This window comes from Pantoea anthophila (assembly GCF_026104315.1).
Lineage (GTDB): Bacteria > Pseudomonadota > Gammaproteobacteria > Enterobacterales > Enterobacteriaceae > Pantoea > Pantoea anthophila.
Window position 1 is genome coordinate 1,375,406 of record NZ_CP110473.1, and the last position, 16,641, is coordinate 1,392,046.

Below are 16,641 nucleotides of genomic sequence, written 5' to 3' on the forward strand. Positions count from 1 at the left end.
GCTGCAGCCTCAGGCGTTACGTCTGCGGTGCGGCTGACCGCGACCGCTTTCTGCGCCGCAGCTTATCCATCATCAGGTAGATCACCGGCGTGGTGTAGAGCGTCAGTAACTGACTCATCACCAGACCCCCTGCAATGGTAATCCCCAGCGGCTGACGCAGTTCCGCCCCGTCGCCACTGGATAACACCAGCGGCAGCGCGCCAAACAGCGCCGCCAGTGTGGTCATCATGATCGGCCGGAAGCGCAGCAGACACGCCTGGAAAATGGCATCCCGTGCGCTGAGCTGGCCGTTGCGCTCAGCTTCCAGCGCAAAATCGACCATCATGATGGCGTTCTTTTTCACGATACCGATCAGCAGCAGGATACCAATCAGGGCAATCAGGCTGAAGGGGGTATCAAACAGTTCCAGCGCCAGCAGCGCGCCCACGCCCGCCGAAGGCAGTGTGGAAAGGATCGTCAGCGGATGCACATAGCTCTCATAGAGGATCCCCAGCACGATATAGACCGCGGCAATCGCCGCCAGCATCAGCCACAGCTGGCTGCTTTGCGACTGCTGAAACACCTGCGCCGTGCCGGCAAAGCTGCCGCGTACGCTGGAAGGCACGCCCAGCGCGGTCATGGTGCGCTCAATCGCGTCAGAGGCCTGTGACAGCGAAACCCCTTCCGGCAGATTGAACGAGATGGTCGAGGCAGCCGACAGCCCTTCATGGTTCACCGACAGTGGGGCATTGGCGGGCTGCCAGTGGGCGAACCACGACAGCGGAATCGCTTTGCCTTCGCTGTTTATCACAAACATCTGTGACAGGGCACTGATATCCTGGGTATAGCGCGGATCCACCTCCATCACCACTTTGTACTGGTTAAGCGGCTGGTAGATGGTGGAGATCTGCCGCTGACCAAAGGCGTTATTTAACAGCGCATTGGCTCCGGAGACATCGATGCCCAGACGGGCCATGCTTTCTCGATCGTAGGTCAGCGCCATCTCGCTGCCTTTATCCTGCTGATCGGAGTTCACATCCGCCAGCTGCGGCAGGGCAGAGAACGCCTGACGGATTTTCGGCTCCCAGGTGCGCAGCGCATTGAGATCGTCCGACAGCAGCGAATACTGGTATCCGGCGTTCGACTCCCGGCCGCCGACGCGCAGATCCTGCACCGCATTCAGATAGAGGCTGGCACCCGGCTCTTTCGCCAGCTTGTCGCGCAGCCGGGCGATAACCGCCTGCGCGTTCTCTTTCCGCTCAGAGAGCGGTTTCAGGGAGATAAACATGGAGCCGCTGTTGGTGCGCATGCCACCGGTAAAGCCCACCACGCTGTCTACCGCCGGGTCGGCTCCGACGATCTCCATGAAATCCTGCAGCTTACTGCGCATCGCCTGAAACGAGATGCTCTGGTCCGCGGAGATAAACCCGGCGAGTCGCCCGGTATCCTGTTCCGGCATAAAGGTTTTCGGGATAGAGACAAACAGCCAGCCGGTCAGGGCAATCGTGGCGAAAAAGAGCAGCAGCACCCAGCGCGCATGATTCAGCACCACGCTTAACGATCGGCCATAGCCCTGCTGAATCGCCATCAGCAGCCGACCTGCACCGCGCCGGCGCGGCTGGCTGCGTGGCGCGTGAGGCTTCAGCAGATACGCGCACATCATCGGCGTCAGGGTGATCGAAATAACCAGCGAGATGGCGATCGCCACCGACAGGGTAATGGCAAATTCCGAGAAGAAACGGCCAATCAGCCCGCCGATCATCAGCAGCGGCAGGAAAACCGCAATCAGCGACAGGCTCATCGACAGCACGGTAAAGCCCACTTCGCGCACGCCCTTCAGCGCGGCGGCCAGCGGTTTCATACCCGCTTCCACATGGCGGGCGATGTTCTCCAGCACCACGATCGCATCGTCCACCACAAAGCCGGTGGCAATGGTCAGCGCCATCAGCGACAGGTTGTTGAGGCTGAAGCCGCACAGGTACATGGCCGCGAAGGTGCCAATCAGCGAGACCGGCACGGCGATGGCGGGGATCAGCGTGGCGCGCCCGGAGCGCAGGAACACGAACACCACCAGAATCACCAGCCCGACGGCGATTAACAGCGACTGCTCCACTTCATGCAGCGAGGCGCGGATGGTAGGGGAGCGATCCTGGGCAATCTGCAGGTCGATGGCGGCCGGGATCACCTCATGCAGCAGCGGCATCTCGGCACGGATGCGGTCAACCGTCTCAATGACATTCGCGTCAGGGGTTTTGCGGATCAGCAGCAGCACGGCCGGTTTACCGCGTGACATCCCGGCGTTGCGTACGTCCTGAACCGAATCTTCCACGGTCGCCACATCAGACAGCTTCACCGCCGCGCCGTTTTTATAATGCACGATCAGCGGCTGATACTCGCGGGCGGTCTGCAGCGCGTCATTGGTGCGCAACTGCCAGCGCTGCTGTGAATCATCCACTGCGCCCTGCGGGCGGCGCTGGTTGGCGTCGGAAATGGCGGTGCGCACCGCATCCAGCGAGACACCCTGATTAAACAGCGCCTGCGGATTGAGCGCCACGCGCACGGCGGGCAGCGAACTGCCCCCCACGGTAACGTCGCCGACCCCCTGAATCTGCGACAGCTTCTGCGCCAGCTGCGTCGAGGCATAATCGTAGAGCTGGCCCGGATTGTAGGTATCCGAGGTCAGCGTCATGATCATAATCGGCGCATCAGAGGGGTTCACTTTGCGGTAAGTCGGACGTGAGGGCATGCCGGTCGGCAGCAGGCTTTGCGCCGCGTTGAGCGCAGCCTGCACGTCGCGCGCGGCACCGTTGATGTCGCGATCGAAATCGAACACCAGAATGATGCGGGTACTGCCCAGCGAGCTCATCGAGGTCATTTCACTGACGCCCGCGATACGTCCCAGCGACCGCTCCAGCGGCGTGGCGACCGACGACGCCATGATCTCGGGTGAGGCCCCCGGCAGCGAGCCGGAGATGACGATCACCGGAAAATCGACCTGCGGCAGCGGGGCAACCGGCAGCAGCCGGAACCCCAGAATTCCGGCCAGCGCGATGGCCAGCGTCAGCAGGGTGGTGGCGACGGGCCGGTGAATAAACAGGGCAAAGAACTTCACTCTGCGGCCTCCGTGCGGCCGAAGCGGCGGCGGGTGGCGTGCGCCAGGCGATCAAACAGCAGGTAGATCACCGGCGTGGTGAACAGCGTCAGCACCTGACTCAGAATCAGGCCGCCGACCATCGCAATCCCCAGCGGATGACGCAGTTCCGCGCCGACGCCGGTGCTGAGCATCAGCGGCAGTGCACCCAGCAGGGCCGCCAGCGTGGTCATCAGAATCGGACGGAAGCGCAGCAGTGAGGCCTGATAGATGGCGTCATAGGGTTTCATTCCCTGTTCACGTTCGGCCGCCAGCGCAAAGTCGATCATCATGATGGCATTCTTTTTCACAATACCGATCAGCAGGATGATGCCGATGATCGCCACAATATCCAGCTCGTTACCGCTGAGCATCAGTGCCAGCAGCGCGCCGACACCGGCCGTGGGCAAGGTGGAGAGGATGGTGATGGGGTGGATGAAGCTCTCATAGAGCACACCCAGCACGATATACATCGCGACAATCGCCGCCACAATCAGCCAGACGGTGCTGCTCAGCGCCGCTTCGAACGCCAGGGTGCTGCCCTGGAACTGGGTCATCATCTCCGCCGGCATTCCCAGCTCTGCTTCAGCCTGCGACACCGCTTTCACCGCATCTTCCAGCGAGTAGCCGTCAGCGACATTAAAAGAGAAGGTCGCCGAAGGAAACTGGTCGAGATGGCTGATGCTGAGGGGCGCATGGCGCTGTTCGATGCGGGCAATGGCGCTCAGCGGCACGCTGCCGCCGTCGGTGCTGTTCAGGCGAATCGCGTCCAGGCTCTGCAGACCCGGCGTGGCGTGATTGTCCTGCTCCAGCACCACGCGATACTGATTGGCCTGGGTGTAGATGGTAGAGATCAGCCGCTGGCCGAAGGCGTTATAGAGCGCATTATCGACATCCGCCATGCTGATGCCGAGGCGGCTGGCGCTGTCGCGATCGACATTGACGTAGGCTTCCAGCCCCTGATCCTGCCAGTCGCTGCTGACATCGCGCAGCTGCGGCAGGGTTCTGAGACGGTTCAGCAGGGCGGGCACCCAGGTGCTGAGCGACGACAGGGAACCCGACTGCAGCGTGAACTGATAGGGGGTGCGGCTCGCCTGCGTATCGATAGTGAGATCCTGCACCGCCTGCAGCCACAGCTGGACGCCCGGCAGCTGACTGACCTGCTGTTGCAGGCGCTGCTCGATTTCAGGAATACGGTCATCGCGCTCATCCAGCGGTTTCAGGTTGATCTGCAGCCGCGCGCTGTTCAGCGAGGCGTTGGTGCCATCCACGCCGACAAAGGAGGTCAGGCTCTGCACCGCCGGATCTTTCATGATGACCGAGGCGACGTCGCGGGTGCGCTGCGCCATGCTGGCGTAGGAAACGGACTGGGGAGCCTGCAGCGTGCCCTGAATAATGCTGTTGTCCTGCTGCGGGAAGAAGCCTTTGGGGATGATCATCCAGAGCACCAGTGTCAGAACCAGCGTGCCCAGCGCCACCGACAGCGTCAGCCAGGGGTGATTCAGCACCCGGCTCAGGCCGCGACCGTAAACGGCCACGATGCGGTCAAACATCGCTTCACTGGCCCGGGAGAAACGGTTCTGTTTACGCAGCGACTCTGCGCTCAGCATTCTGGCGCACATCATCGGCGTCAGCGTCAGCGAGACCACGGCAGAAATCAGAATCGCCACCGCCAGCGTCACGGCAAATTCGCGGAACAGGCGGCCAATCACATCCCCCATAAACAGCAGCGGGATAAGTACCGCAATCAGCGAGAAGGTGAGGGAGATGATGGTGAAGCCGATCTCGCCAGCCCCTTTCAGCGCAGCGGTGAGCGGCTTTTCTCCTTTCTCGATATAGCGTGAGATGTTCTCAATCACCACGATGGCATCGTCGACCACAAAGCCGGTGGCGATGGTCAGCGCCATCAGCGTGAGGTTGTTGATCGAAAAACCGAGGAAATACATCGCGGCAAAGGTGCCGATCAGCGACAGCGGCACGGCGACTGCCGGGATCAGGGTGGCCGGCACATTGCGCAGAAAGAGGTAGATAATCATCACCACCAGCGCCATCGCCAGCATCAGCTCATGCTGTGTGTCACTGACCGACGCGCGGATATTGGTGGTGCGGTCGGTGAGCAGTTTCACCTCCACCGATTTTGGCAGCGTCGCCGTCAGCGCTGGCAGCATGGCGCGAATGCTGTCGGCGGTGGCGATGATATTGGCTCCGGGCTGACGCTGAACGTTGAGCACAATCGCCGCATCGCGGTTGGCCCACGCACCCAGCCAGCTGTTTTCCGCGCCCTGTTCGATGGTCGCCACGTCGCCAAGCCGCACCGGTGCGCCATTTTTATAGCTGATAATCAGCTGGCGGTAATCCTCAGCAGATTTCATCTGGTCATTGGCTGACAGGGTGACTGAGCGGGTCGGGCCATCCAGGCTCCCTTTGGCGGAGTTGACGTTGGCATTGCTGATTGCGGTGCGCACGCTTTCGCTGGTCAGACCCAGCGCCGCCAGCGCCTGGGCATTCATTTTTACCCGCACGGCCGGACGCTGACCGCCCGACAGGGTGACGAGGCCGACGCCGCTGACCTGAGAAATCTTCTGCGCCACCCGCGTTTCCACCATGTCCTGAACCTGCGTCAGCGGCATGCTGCTGGTGGTGACCGCCAGCGTCATAATCGGCGGATCGGCCGGGTTCACTTTGCTGTAGACCGGTGGATTAGGCAGATCGTTGGGCAGCAGGTTGGTGGCGGAGTTAATGGCGGCCTGCACCTCCTGCTCCGCCACATCCAGCGGCAGCGACAGCTGGAACTGCAGGGTCACAACCGAGGCGCCCCCCGCGCTTTGTGATGCCATCTGTTTCAGGCCGGACATCTGGCCAAACTGGCGCTCCAGCGGGGCGGTAATGGAAGAGGTGACCACATCCGGGCTGGCGCCCGGATAGAGCGTGACCACCTGGATGGTCGGATAGTCCACTTCAGGCAGGGCCGACACCGGCAGGAAGCGATAACCCAGCACCCCGGCCAGTAAAATCGCAATCATCAACAGCGTGGTGGCAACCGGACGCAGAATAAACTGCCGTGACGGCCCGCCACTGTGATTGGGAGGCATGACCTGCATTACTCACGCTCTCCTTTTGACGGCAGGGTGGCCCGGCTGCTGCCCGGTGCACTGCTCTGGGCGGTCACGACCTCGACTTTCGCACCTTCAGTCAGGCGATCCAGACCGTCGGTGACGACACGCTCACCCGCTTCCAGACCGGCGCTGACCACCACCTTCTGGCTGTCCTGCAGCCCGGCCATCACGCTTTTCTTACTGACCTTGTTGTCGCTGTTGACCACCCAGACAAAGTGGCCCTCGTTGCCCATCTGCAGCGCGGCAGGCGGGATTACAATCGCATCCTGCAGGGTGTTGACCTTGAGGCGCACATTGACGAACTGGTTGGGGAAGAGCGTGTCATCCTGATTGTCAAAACGCGCTTTGATTTTGATGGTGCCGGTGGTGACATCAATCTGGTTGTCCAGGCTCAGCAGCTTACCGCTGGCAATCAGATTCTGGTTACTGCGATCCCAGGCTTCCACCAGCAGTGGCTCACCGCTTTTCTGCGCTTTCAGAATCGGCGTGATGCTGTTTTCTGCCAGGGTAAAGACCACATCGATCGGCTGCGTCTGGGTGATGATCACAATGCCGTTGGTGTCGCCGCTGGTCACGTAGTTGCCGACATCCACCTGTTTCAGACCCACCCGGCCGGCAATGGGTGCGGTGATCCGACTGTAGGTGAGGTTAAGCTGCGCACTGGCGACACTGCCCTCATCGGCTTTCAGCGTGCCGAGCGTTTCGCTGACCAGTGAGCGCTGGGTATCCAGATCCTGTTGCGACACCAGCGATGTTTTCGCCAGCTTTTCATAGCGTGCCAGGTCCCGGCGGGCGTTAGCCAGCGTCGCCTGATCTTTCGCCAGTTGGCCCTGTGCCTGGGTGAGGGCTACCTGATAAGGCCGCGGATCGACTTCCGCCAGCAACTTGCCCGCTTTGACCTGCTGACCTTCGGTAAAATGAATCGCCAGCAGATCGCCATTCACCCGGCTGCGCACCGTGGCGGTATTGGCGGCGGTGACGGTGCCGAGACCGCTCAGATATTGCGGCACGCTCTGGCGCGTCGCTGTAGCGGCCTGAACCGGTGCCAGCGAACGGCGTGCGCCGTCATCGCCACCCTTACCGCGTGGGGCTGGCGAGCCACTCTGGCTGCTCTGCGGCTCAGCGGGGCGCTGCCAGACGTAATAGCCGCCAGCGGCCACGGCGATCAGGGCCAGCACGATCAGGGTTTTTTTCATTACAGGATGTCGGGTGCTCATGATTGTTGATGCTCTCCAGCAGTGACGTAGTCCCAGGCGCAGGCATCAAAGGGGGAGCCTGCAAACGACAGAGTGTAGTCGCCTCTGACAGGCAGAAATTGAAGGAATTAAGGATATCTGTCAGGACGGCGTAATTATGCCTGTTCTTTCATTAATCGCAGCACAATCGTCATTAAGCCATGAAAATCCCTTTGCTATGCTGAAATAAAGACCCTTTATCAGGCAAATAAGGAGCAGAGGATGAGTCAGAATCAAACCCGGCAGTTAGGTGACAGTGGTATCGCGGTGCCGTTACTGACGTTTGGCGGCAATGTATTTGGCTGGACGGTAGATCAGCCGACCTCCTTTTCGCTGCTGGATGCGCTGGTGGAGAAAGGACTCTGGTTTATCGACACCGCCGACGTCTATTCCCGCTGGGCACCGGGCAACAAAGGGGGAGAATCGGAAACCATTATTGGTGAGTGGCTGAAAAAAAGCGGTAAACGTGACCAGATCGTACTGGCGACTAAGGTCGGCATGGAGCTGTCACCCGAGAAAACCGGGCTGAAGCCGCAATATATTCGCCAGGCGGTCGAAGATTCACTGCGCCGGTTACAGACTGACTATATCGATCTCTATCAGGCGCATCGCGACGACCAGGATACGCCGCTGGCCGACACCCTGAGTGCCTTCGACAGCCTGATCCGTGAAGGGAAAGTGCGCGCCATCGGAGCCTCTAACTACAGTGCGGCGCGGCTTGAGGAGGCATTGCAGGTGAGTGAGAGCCAGGGGCTGGCGCGCTATGAGACCTTACAACCTGAATATAACCTCTACGACCGTCAGCCCTATGAATCGGAGCTTGAGCCGGTGGTCATGGCACAGGGTCTGGGCGTCATCAACTACTACTCGCTGGCGAGCGGTTTTCTCAGTGGCAAATACCGTGATGCGGCTGATGCCGGAAAAAGCGCACGGGGGCAGGGCGTGGTAGAGAAATACCTCAATCCGCGCGGATTGCGGATTCTCGACGCGCTGGATGCTATCAGCGAGGCGCATCAGGTGACGCCGACGCAGGTCGCACTCGCCTGGCAGATTGCCCGTCCCGGGATTACCGCGCCGATCGTCAGCGCCACCTCGCTTCAGCAGATCGACGACCTGGTGGGGGCGACACAGCTGACCCTGACCCCAGAGCAGATTGCACAGCTGGACGAGGCCAGCCGCTGATTCAGGGGGCGCTAGCGCCCCTTTATCGATTACGCCTGTCAAAAAATGCGCATTCTGCCCGCAGAATAACCATTCAGCGATCCCGATCACAAATGCGTTAATAAACTGATGTTTCAGGAAATTATGCGCACGTATTTACAAAAACTGAAGCTTATCCAGCACTATCCTCTGCGCGTCACTTCCTGTCACTCACATAAGAAAACGCACCATGAAAAACAGACAAGCAGAGCACGCTTTTCCGCTGCGCCGTGTGGCAACCGGCACCCTGATCCTGGCTATTCTCTCCGCGCCCGCTATGGCGGCTGACGCTCTGAGCCCGGATTCCGAATGGATGTTTGGTGACTGGGACGGTTACCGAACGCAGCTGCAGGATGAAGGGATTAAGTTTGACGTTAACTACACCATGGAAAGTGCCGCCAATCTGGGTGGCGGCGCAGATACCAACACCACCATGCGCTACAGCGATCAGTGGACGTTTGGCACCAACTTCGATCTGGAAAAACTGCTGAACTGGCAGGATGCAGAGTTTCAGATGACCGTCACTAACCGCGACGGACAGAATCTCTCTGAGCAGGTGGCGGATAAACGCACCGGTATGCTCTCATCGGTTCAGGAGGTGTACGGTCGCGGTCAGACCTGGCGGCTGACGCAGTTCTGGTTGCGCAAAGGGCTGTTCAACGATGTGGTTGATCTGAAAGCCGGGCGGGTCACCGTGGGCGAGGACTTCGATAACTTCGACGGCAACCTGTTCCAGAACCTGGCGCTGGGCAGCGGCCAGGCGGGTAACTGGCGCGGCGATCGCTGGTTCAACTGGCCGGTCTCGCAGTGGGGCGGTCGGGTAAAAATCAATATGACGCCTGAGCTGTTCTTCCAGGTGGGTTTCTACAACCAGAACCGCGCCAACTACGATCGCGGCGATGGCTTCCGGCTGGATACCAGCAACTCTGAAGGCAATCTGGTGCCGGTCGAACTGGGCTGGAAACCGACGTTCGGGCCGGAGAAATTACCGGGTAACTACCGCATCGGCTACTACTACTCGTCAGTGGATGGCGATGTTTATGGCAGCTGGCGCAACGGCGGCTATCAGGATCAGGCTCACGCCTATGGCGGCTATCTGCTGTTACAACAGCAGCTGACCGCGCAGGATGGCGATGTGAATCGTGGTCTGGGCGTGCGGGTACAGGCTGTGATGAACGATCACAAGACCTCGAAAACCGACAACTACCAGTCTGTCGCCTTGACCTGGACCGGTCCGTTTGATGCCCGTCCGCAGGATGAGATTGGCGTAGGCGCATCACGCATTCATGTGAACAGCGACTATACCCGCTCCCTGCGTCAGCAGAATCAGGCTAATGGTGAGAGCCGCTTTGACAGCCCGACCTATCTGCCGATTCAGGAAGGGTCAGAGTACAACTATGAGGTTTACTACAACGCCAAAGTGACGAACTGGATGTCACTGCGACCTAACCTGCAGTATGTAGTAGCACCGGGTGCGGTGAGTGAAGTCAAAGATGCCTTTATCGGCGGTATCAGCGCCAATATTGCCTTCTGATCCACTGCTCAGGCCTTATCCGGAAGAGCGATTTGGACGGGGATAGCGATCTGAGGCGGTGAGCACAGGCTATACGCAAAATCGCTATAGCGGACAGATTTATGGCGGGCCATTCCCGGCCCGCCATACTTTGCTACAGATGTCTGTTTTTATCTTCTGACGTTTTACTCATTATGTCCGCGTCGATAGAGTTCAACACTCACCATATTTAACTCAGCCAGACTGTAAAATGAAACAACGTCCTGATTTTGTGAGGACCGCCAGCATTCAGCTTTGGTCTGGCACTGCTTTTGTTTTTCATATCCTCTGGAGAACAGATAGTCACGGATTCTGCTGGTATCGGTTGTACCCTTAAACTGAAGACCATAAACAAAAGCCTGTGGACCACTGATATTGCTGTAGCTGAATTCGTAATTGTCAGAAAGGCGAGGCATCTCTTTCAGTAAATCGGGCGTGTAATAGTTGTACTGGCGCTTATCCTGCTGGGAATAATGAGCGCTACTGGCAAAAGCCATCCTTACATAGGGCCATCCCATCGCCACCACAACCATCCCCATGACAATGACGCTCATCAGAACGGCGCTGCCTCTTCTCATAATCCCATCCTGCTTTTAACTGAGCCTAAAATCATGAATGTTTTACCGTGCCGGGGCAAAATGACGTTTCCAGACAAAAAATCGTGATAGGGAATCACCGTGCGCATGAAGGCGGGAAGCACTCCGCTCCGGGGAGATGAATGAGGGAATTTTTCCGGGTCAGGGAACAGTAAAGGCCTGAAAGTCTCGTTTTTCCAGCGACCGATGTTACCGTAGTAATCCCAGCGTTTCAGCGCTTCATTTTTACTCACCGGACGTAGCATTTCAAAGGGGTTTTGGATCGACACGACACGATAAAAACCCAGCAGGTCTGAGACCAGGTCTTCGCCACTAAAACCGCTGTCAGAGCCAAGGTGATAGGGAAACGCGCTCTGAAAATCCTCGAATTTTCGAGCTATGCTCATCATCATCGCCAGCGCGATACTTTTTTGCTCCCAGCCAGGCCGGCCATGTCGGATCTGCCAGGTGGTCATCTTTCCTGATCGAAACTGGCCCCGGATTCCGCTCATGCCCTGCGAATATCTGACCTCATAATAGTGCTTTCCTGAGGACTCACCCAGCGTGATTAACCTCAACAGCTCCCGAATATCTGTACCCTGCGCGTGGCCTAGATCGACCCAGCCCAGCACTTCGGTATAAACCAGCCCCCTGTTTGCATAAGGTGCCTGAGCGCCTTCAATAATGTCTGACCGATTACTCATCCTGAGTCTCTCCATACGTTATCTATTTATGGCGGTCTGATGTTCTCTGACACGGGATCGCCGGACCACTGTGAAGGAGAGGGAGCGTTCGCTGTGAACACACAGCTCCAGCAATAGTGGCTTAACAGGTAAAACGAAGCGACCTTACAGATAAACGCTTCCTGTGACAGGTTAAACGACGTTGCTATAGCGTGTCCGTGTGGCAGATCGCTGAAAACAGAAATGAGGGTTCCTGCCGTAAGAGAGCGTCCGGTTCAGGCTTTTCCCTGAACGGCGCGGGTAGAGCAATGGATATGTTTTAATGAGCCAGTGAGGGCAGCGTTACCCGCAAAAAAAACGGCACTCACGGGTGCCGTTTTTTCATTGCAGAGTAAAGAAGAGCACTATTACCGGAACAACACCTCTGCCCAGCGTGCCAGACCGGCCGTGACCGAGGCGAAATCATCGCCACCGGCAATCGGCGTGTCGGGCAGCGTCTGCTGCAGCGCCGCGCGCAGCAGAGGCGAACGCGCACTGCCGCCGGTCAGGTAAATGACATCAGGCTTAATCTGGCTGGTGGCTAAGGCGAGCTGCACCTGCTCCAGAATTTTCTCCAGCGGCTGACTGATCGCCTCCTGCAGCTGACCCACGCTCACGTCTGTCTGCAGCGCGGCGGCCACGAAGTCGAGTGAGGCGGTATGCACCGGGGCGTCTGACAGCGCAATCTTGCTCTCTTCCGCCGCGCGCACTAAACGGTAACTCAGCTTCTGCTGCCACACTTTCAGCAGACGCGCCACGATGTCACCCTGTTCTGCGTCACGCACTAAATCCCGCAGCCATTTCCCACAGGCGGCGCTGTAAAAGTCGCTCTGCGCCGGCACATCATTGATGGCAATCGCGTTCCACCACGGCAGTGCGGGCAGGGCGGTGCCCTTCTGAGTGTTGCCGCCCAGACCCAGCAGCGGCATCAGCGTCTTAAAGGCCAGCATGATATCGAGATCGTTACCGCCGACGCGACAGCCACTGTGGCCCAGCAGGCTTTCACGACGGTCGGCTCTGTTGCGCCATTGCGGGCCCATCAGCAACATCGAGCAGTCGGTGGTGCCGCCGCCGATATCCACCACCAGCACCCGCGTCTCCTGCTGCAGGGTCGCTTCGAAATCGAGTCCGGCGGCGACGGGTTCAAACTGAAACTCAACGTCACGGAATCCGGCGCGGTGGGCGGCACGCAGCAGGATACCCTCTGCCTGCTGGTTCGACTCATCGCTGCCCAGCCCCTGGAAGTTGACAGGGCGACCGATCACCGCCTGATCGAGGGTCTGCCCGAGCTGGCTTTCACCCTGCTGGCGGATGTGCAGCATCATGGCGCAGACCAGATCTTCAAACAGGGCGATCTGCTGTGGCTTCAGGCCACTGGCACCCAGAAAGGATTTGGGGGATTTAACGAACCAGACATCTTCGGGATCGACCATGTAGTGCTGCAGGGCGGTCAGACCAAATTGCACGCTGCCGGGCTGAACCTCAATATCCTCTTCGCGGTTGTAACGCAGCGCGCGCTGCAGCAGCGCGGTGGTTTCACTGTCAGGGGTTGCCACCTGATGATGGCGATAGAGCCATTCGCTGACCGACTCGCGGGTCGGTGCACAGATCATTGACGGCAGCAGACGCTGACCATTTTCCAGCGTTAACAGACGCGGCGAGCCATTTTCGCTCACTGCAATAGAGCAGTTAGCCGTGCCGTAATCGAATCCTATGAACATTTTCGCCCCCATGCCGGAAAAAAGGGGGCGACTTTAGCGCAGCTTCAGCAGGGTGGCAAGCGGCCAGCGCGGGAATCAGCGGATAGCAAAGAGGCGATCTTCCGCCAGGGAACGGAGCGGCTGACGCTCGGTTACCGCGCTGCCCCAGACGCCATCGACGTCAAGATCAGCCAGCGTGCTAAGCACCGCCGGAACGGAAACCGGACCCGCCAGCACCGAAATATGGCGCTGCGTTGCCTGGCCCTGAATGATGGTCAGCAGCATCTCATCCATCAGGCTGGTGTGGGCGTTAGCGACCAATTCCGGTGCCAGCACCAGGTAATCGACCACTTCGTCACTCAGCAGATTAAAGGCGTCCAGATTGCGGCCAAAATGGTGTAGCGCGATGCGACAGCCACACTCACGCAGCTGCAGCAGCGCGGTATAGAACCGATCGCTTTTACTCAGTACGCTGGCGGCCGGAAAAGCAAAACCACAGCGGCTGCTGGCGAGACCTGCGGCGACAAAGCGCTGACAGAGTTGCTGCACAAAAGCGGCGTCACCGAGCAGCTCTTCACTCAGCGGCAGGATGACCGGGATCCCTTTTTTATTCAGCGTCCCGACGTCCTGGCGGAAAAAGGCCTCGATGATATTGCTATCGAGCCGGCGACGCAGCGTTTCATCCGGCAGGTTATGACGCAGCAGGGTTTCATCCACCAGTATCCCCTCCGCAGTCAATAGCTGGACCTCCAGCAGCCAGATAAAGGCTGACTGAGGCGTTTTGGGTGGGGCGACAGCCCAGGCGGGCAGCTCAATTTGCAGCGCATCAATCATCGCAGCATCTACTCCCTGAGGGTTGCCCGGCAGCGGCAGGCGGTGCTGTTCAAAGACGACCAGCCGTCCGCGCCCGCTGCGTTTGGCGTTGTAGCAGGCGATGTCTGCCTGCGACAGCACATCACCGCTGACGCAGTTGTCGGCGGAAATCTGTGTGACGCCCGCGCTCGCCCCCACCTGATAGCGGCGTTCCTGCCACTGGAAACGATAGTCGTTTACGGCGGCCACAATCCGCTGCACCACGTCACGCGCCTGGTCGACCTGACAGTCGGCCATCAGCAGGGCAAACTCATCGCCGCCCAGTCGGGCCAGGAAATCACTGCTGCGCAGATGGTGCTGCATCAGCTCTGAAAGTTCCCGCAGTAACGCATCGCCCGCAGCATGGCCGGCGCTGTCATTGACCGCTTTAAACTTATCCAGGTCGATGAACACCAGCACGTGCTGATGATGATGTTCAGCCGCGTCAAACAGCAGTCGCTTAAGCTGCAGCTCAAAACTGGCCCGGTTAGGCAGACGTGTCAGGGTGTCATGCAGCGCGCTGTAGCTCAGGCGCTTCATCAGTTTTCGCGACTCGCTCACATCCTGAATAACCATCACCGCGCCCTGTTCAAGACCCGCCTCGGAGCGCAGTGGCGTAATGCTGTAGTGAATATCGATATGGCCGCCATCCGGGGTGTGCAGCACCAGATCTTCATCCAGGTCGGGGGTGATTTTTTCCGGCGGTAACTGGCACAGTAGCAGATTCTCCACCTCAGGGCCGGTCTGTCCCTGGGTGATGTGCAGCAGCTCGCTCAGCGGCTTGCCGGCGGCCTGCTCCTGAGACCAGCCGCTCATCTTCTCTGCCACCGGATTCATAAAGGCTACGCGCATCGCTTCATCGGTACTGATCACCGCCTCGCCGATCGAGTCCAGGGTGATCGCCATGCGCTCTTTCTCCTGAAACAGCGCTTCATTAAGATCGCGTAGCGGCGTAATGTCCTGACAGATGCCGAGCATACGCTCGATACGGCCCTCTTTACTCAGCTGCCGGTTCGCCTGCGTGCGGATCCAGCGCTGACCCTGCGCGTCCACGATGCGGTACTCCATATGGAATGCACTGCGCAGCTCTATCGCCTGCTGCACCGTCAATGCGGCATATTCGCGGTCGGCGGTATGCAGCAGATGGAGCCAGAGGTCATAGCTGGGCGACTCATGCGGAGCCAGACCAAACAGGGCGTACATGCGCTTGTCCCACAGCATCTCGCCGGTCAGCAGGTTCCACTCCCAGACGCCGATGCCGCCCGCCTCATTCGCCAGCGTGATGCGCTCCATCAGCCGTCGGTTTACCTGCTCGCTCTTTTTCAGCTCGGAGATGTCGATGATCTGCGCAATAAAATAGAGCGGTGCCGTGTCGCCGTCACGCACCAGCGACACTGTCAGCCGCGCCCAGACGATCTCGCCATCCTTGCGGAAATAGCGTTTTTCAAAGGTGTAGGTATCAATCTCACCTTCCAGCAGCTGATTTACCTGCTGCAGGTCAAGGGCCAGATCGTCGGGATGGGTAATCTGCTGGAACGTCAGCCGCTTCAGCTCCTCCGCCGGGTAGCCCAGGATCTGGCAAAGCGAACGGTTCACCTGCAGCCAGTTACCCTGCGGCGCGACCAGCGCCATACCGATCGCGGAGTACTCCATCGCATGACGGAAACGGGTTTCACTGTCGGTGATATGCAGCTTTTCGCGCCGGAACGCATCCATCACCAGCGACATAATATGGCTGGGGATCAGGACCAGCAGGAAGGGTAACCAGCTGGAGACCGGGCCCAGCGCGGTGTTGTTATTCACCACGCTGACCAGGTTACAGGCCAGCAATAATGCGATAAAGCTGGCATTGAGGAAGAACAGCACAAACGCCTGCAGCTTAGGCAGGCGAACGGCGCACCAGAAGAGGATCACCACGATAAAGGTAAAGGGCCACGGCATAAAACGCAGTGCCAGGTAGCTGGCGCCTAAAGTGATAAGCAGCGTCAGCACGCACTCCGCCGGACGCAGATCGCTGAAGTGCGCGCGACGCAGCGGCCACGGCATCAGCAGTAACATCGGGCCTAACACCAGCATGCCGATGATTTCAGAGATCACCCAGGTATAGAAGAAGGGAAACGACGCGTGCCCGCTGACCCTGAGCATCCACAGCGCCAGCAGCCCGCCGAGTAGCGGGGTCACAATGCCCACCGACAGCACCAGCCGTGCCCAGTCGTGCAGCGAATTCAGCGGCGCGCGCCGATCGAGCAGGGCGCGCAGCAGCATCCCGCCCACGCCCGCCTGCACCAGGTTGAGCAGGGCGAATTTAATGTTAGAGAGGGCAGGGCCGATGACGATGGCATTAGCGGCTGCGGTGCCAAGCACGCAGGCCGTCAGCAGCAGCGGCAGCTGACGTAACGGGCAGCGAAACACCACAATGGTCATGAAGGTGGTCGGGAACCAGAGCGGTGAAATTTTCACGCTCACCACGATCAGTTCAAGACAGAACAGCGTCAGGACAAATACCGCACAGCCCAGGAGCAGGGCCGAGAGCCAGCGGCCAGGTGTGCTATTTTGCGGGGCAAAGATCTCAATCGTCAT

Annotated in this window: 9 protein-coding genes; 2 read left to right on the plus strand and 7 right to left on the minus strand. The window is 59.1% G+C overall.

The annotated features are described in order from the left end of the window. Window positions 1-16: 16 nt before the first annotated feature. The 3 genes from mdtC to OJ965_RS08960 are packed head-to-tail and all read right to left on the minus strand — an operon-like array spanning window position 17 to window position 7,442. Complete coding sequence (gene mdtC, locus OJ965_RS08950) at window positions 17-3,091, minus strand: multidrug efflux RND transporter permease subunit MdtC (protein ID WP_058956691.1); 3,075 nt, start codon at window positions 3,089-3,091, stop codon at window positions 17-19. Next, window positions 3,088-6,210 carry an MdtB/MuxB family multidrug efflux RND transporter permease subunit gene (locus OJ965_RS08955; protein ID WP_154927632.1) on the minus strand — a complete coding sequence of 1,041 codons (3,123 nt, stop codon included), beginning with the start codon at window positions 6,208-6,210 and terminating at the stop codon, window positions 3,088-3,090. The genes mdtC and OJ965_RS08955 overlap by 4 nt, the downstream gene beginning before the upstream one ends. Then, window positions 6,210-7,442, minus strand: coding sequence for an MdtA/MuxA family multidrug efflux RND transporter periplasmic adaptor subunit (locus tag OJ965_RS08960; RefSeq protein ID WP_154927633.1), 1,233 nt, complete (start codon window positions 7,440-7,442; stop codon window positions 6,210-6,212). The genes OJ965_RS08955 and OJ965_RS08960 overlap by 1 nt, the downstream gene beginning before the upstream one ends. 240 nt (window positions 7,443-7,682) lie before the next feature. Here OJ965_RS08960 and OJ965_RS08965 point away from each other — a divergent pair, with 240 nt between their 5' ends. Together OJ965_RS08965 and OJ965_RS08970 are read left to right on the plus strand one after the other, a co-directional pair. After that, window positions 7,683-8,642 (plus strand): aldo/keto reductase, encoded by a 960-nt coding sequence (locus OJ965_RS08965; protein ID WP_009089229.1) that lies wholly within the window; start codon window positions 7,683-7,685, stop codon window positions 8,640-8,642. Between the two features lie 208 nt (window positions 8,643-8,850). After that, window positions 8,851-10,194, plus strand: coding sequence for a carbohydrate porin (locus OJ965_RS08970; protein WP_167428794.1), 1,344 nt, complete (start codon window positions 8,851-8,853; stop codon window positions 10,192-10,194). Between the two features lie 164 nt (window positions 10,195-10,358). On the opposite strand, the gene OJ965_RS08975 is transcribed toward OJ965_RS08970, so the two are convergent. The 4 genes from OJ965_RS08975 to OJ965_RS08990 form a co-directional block, all read right to left on the minus strand. Then, complete coding sequence (locus tag OJ965_RS08975; RefSeq protein ID WP_046102199.1) at window positions 10,359-10,790, minus strand: hypothetical protein; 432 nt, start codon at window positions 10,788-10,790, stop codon at window positions 10,359-10,361. Beyond that, complete coding sequence (locus tag OJ965_RS08980; protein WP_046102198.1) at window positions 10,787-11,491, minus strand: hypothetical protein; 705 nt, start codon at window positions 11,489-11,491, stop codon at window positions 10,787-10,789. The genes OJ965_RS08975 and OJ965_RS08980 overlap by 4 nt, the downstream gene beginning before the upstream one ends. A gap of 386 nt (window positions 11,492-11,877) precedes the next feature. Continuing rightward, on the minus strand, window positions 11,878-13,230 hold the full coding sequence (gene yegD / locus OJ965_RS08985; protein WP_111208251.1) for a molecular chaperone: 1,353 nt from the start codon (window positions 13,228-13,230) through the stop codon (window positions 11,878-11,880). A 75-nt stretch (window positions 13,231-13,305) separates the two neighbouring features. Next, window positions 13,306-16,641, minus strand: coding sequence for a diguanylate cyclase (locus tag OJ965_RS08990; protein WP_265138894.1), 3,336 nt, complete (start codon window positions 16,639-16,641; stop codon window positions 13,306-13,308).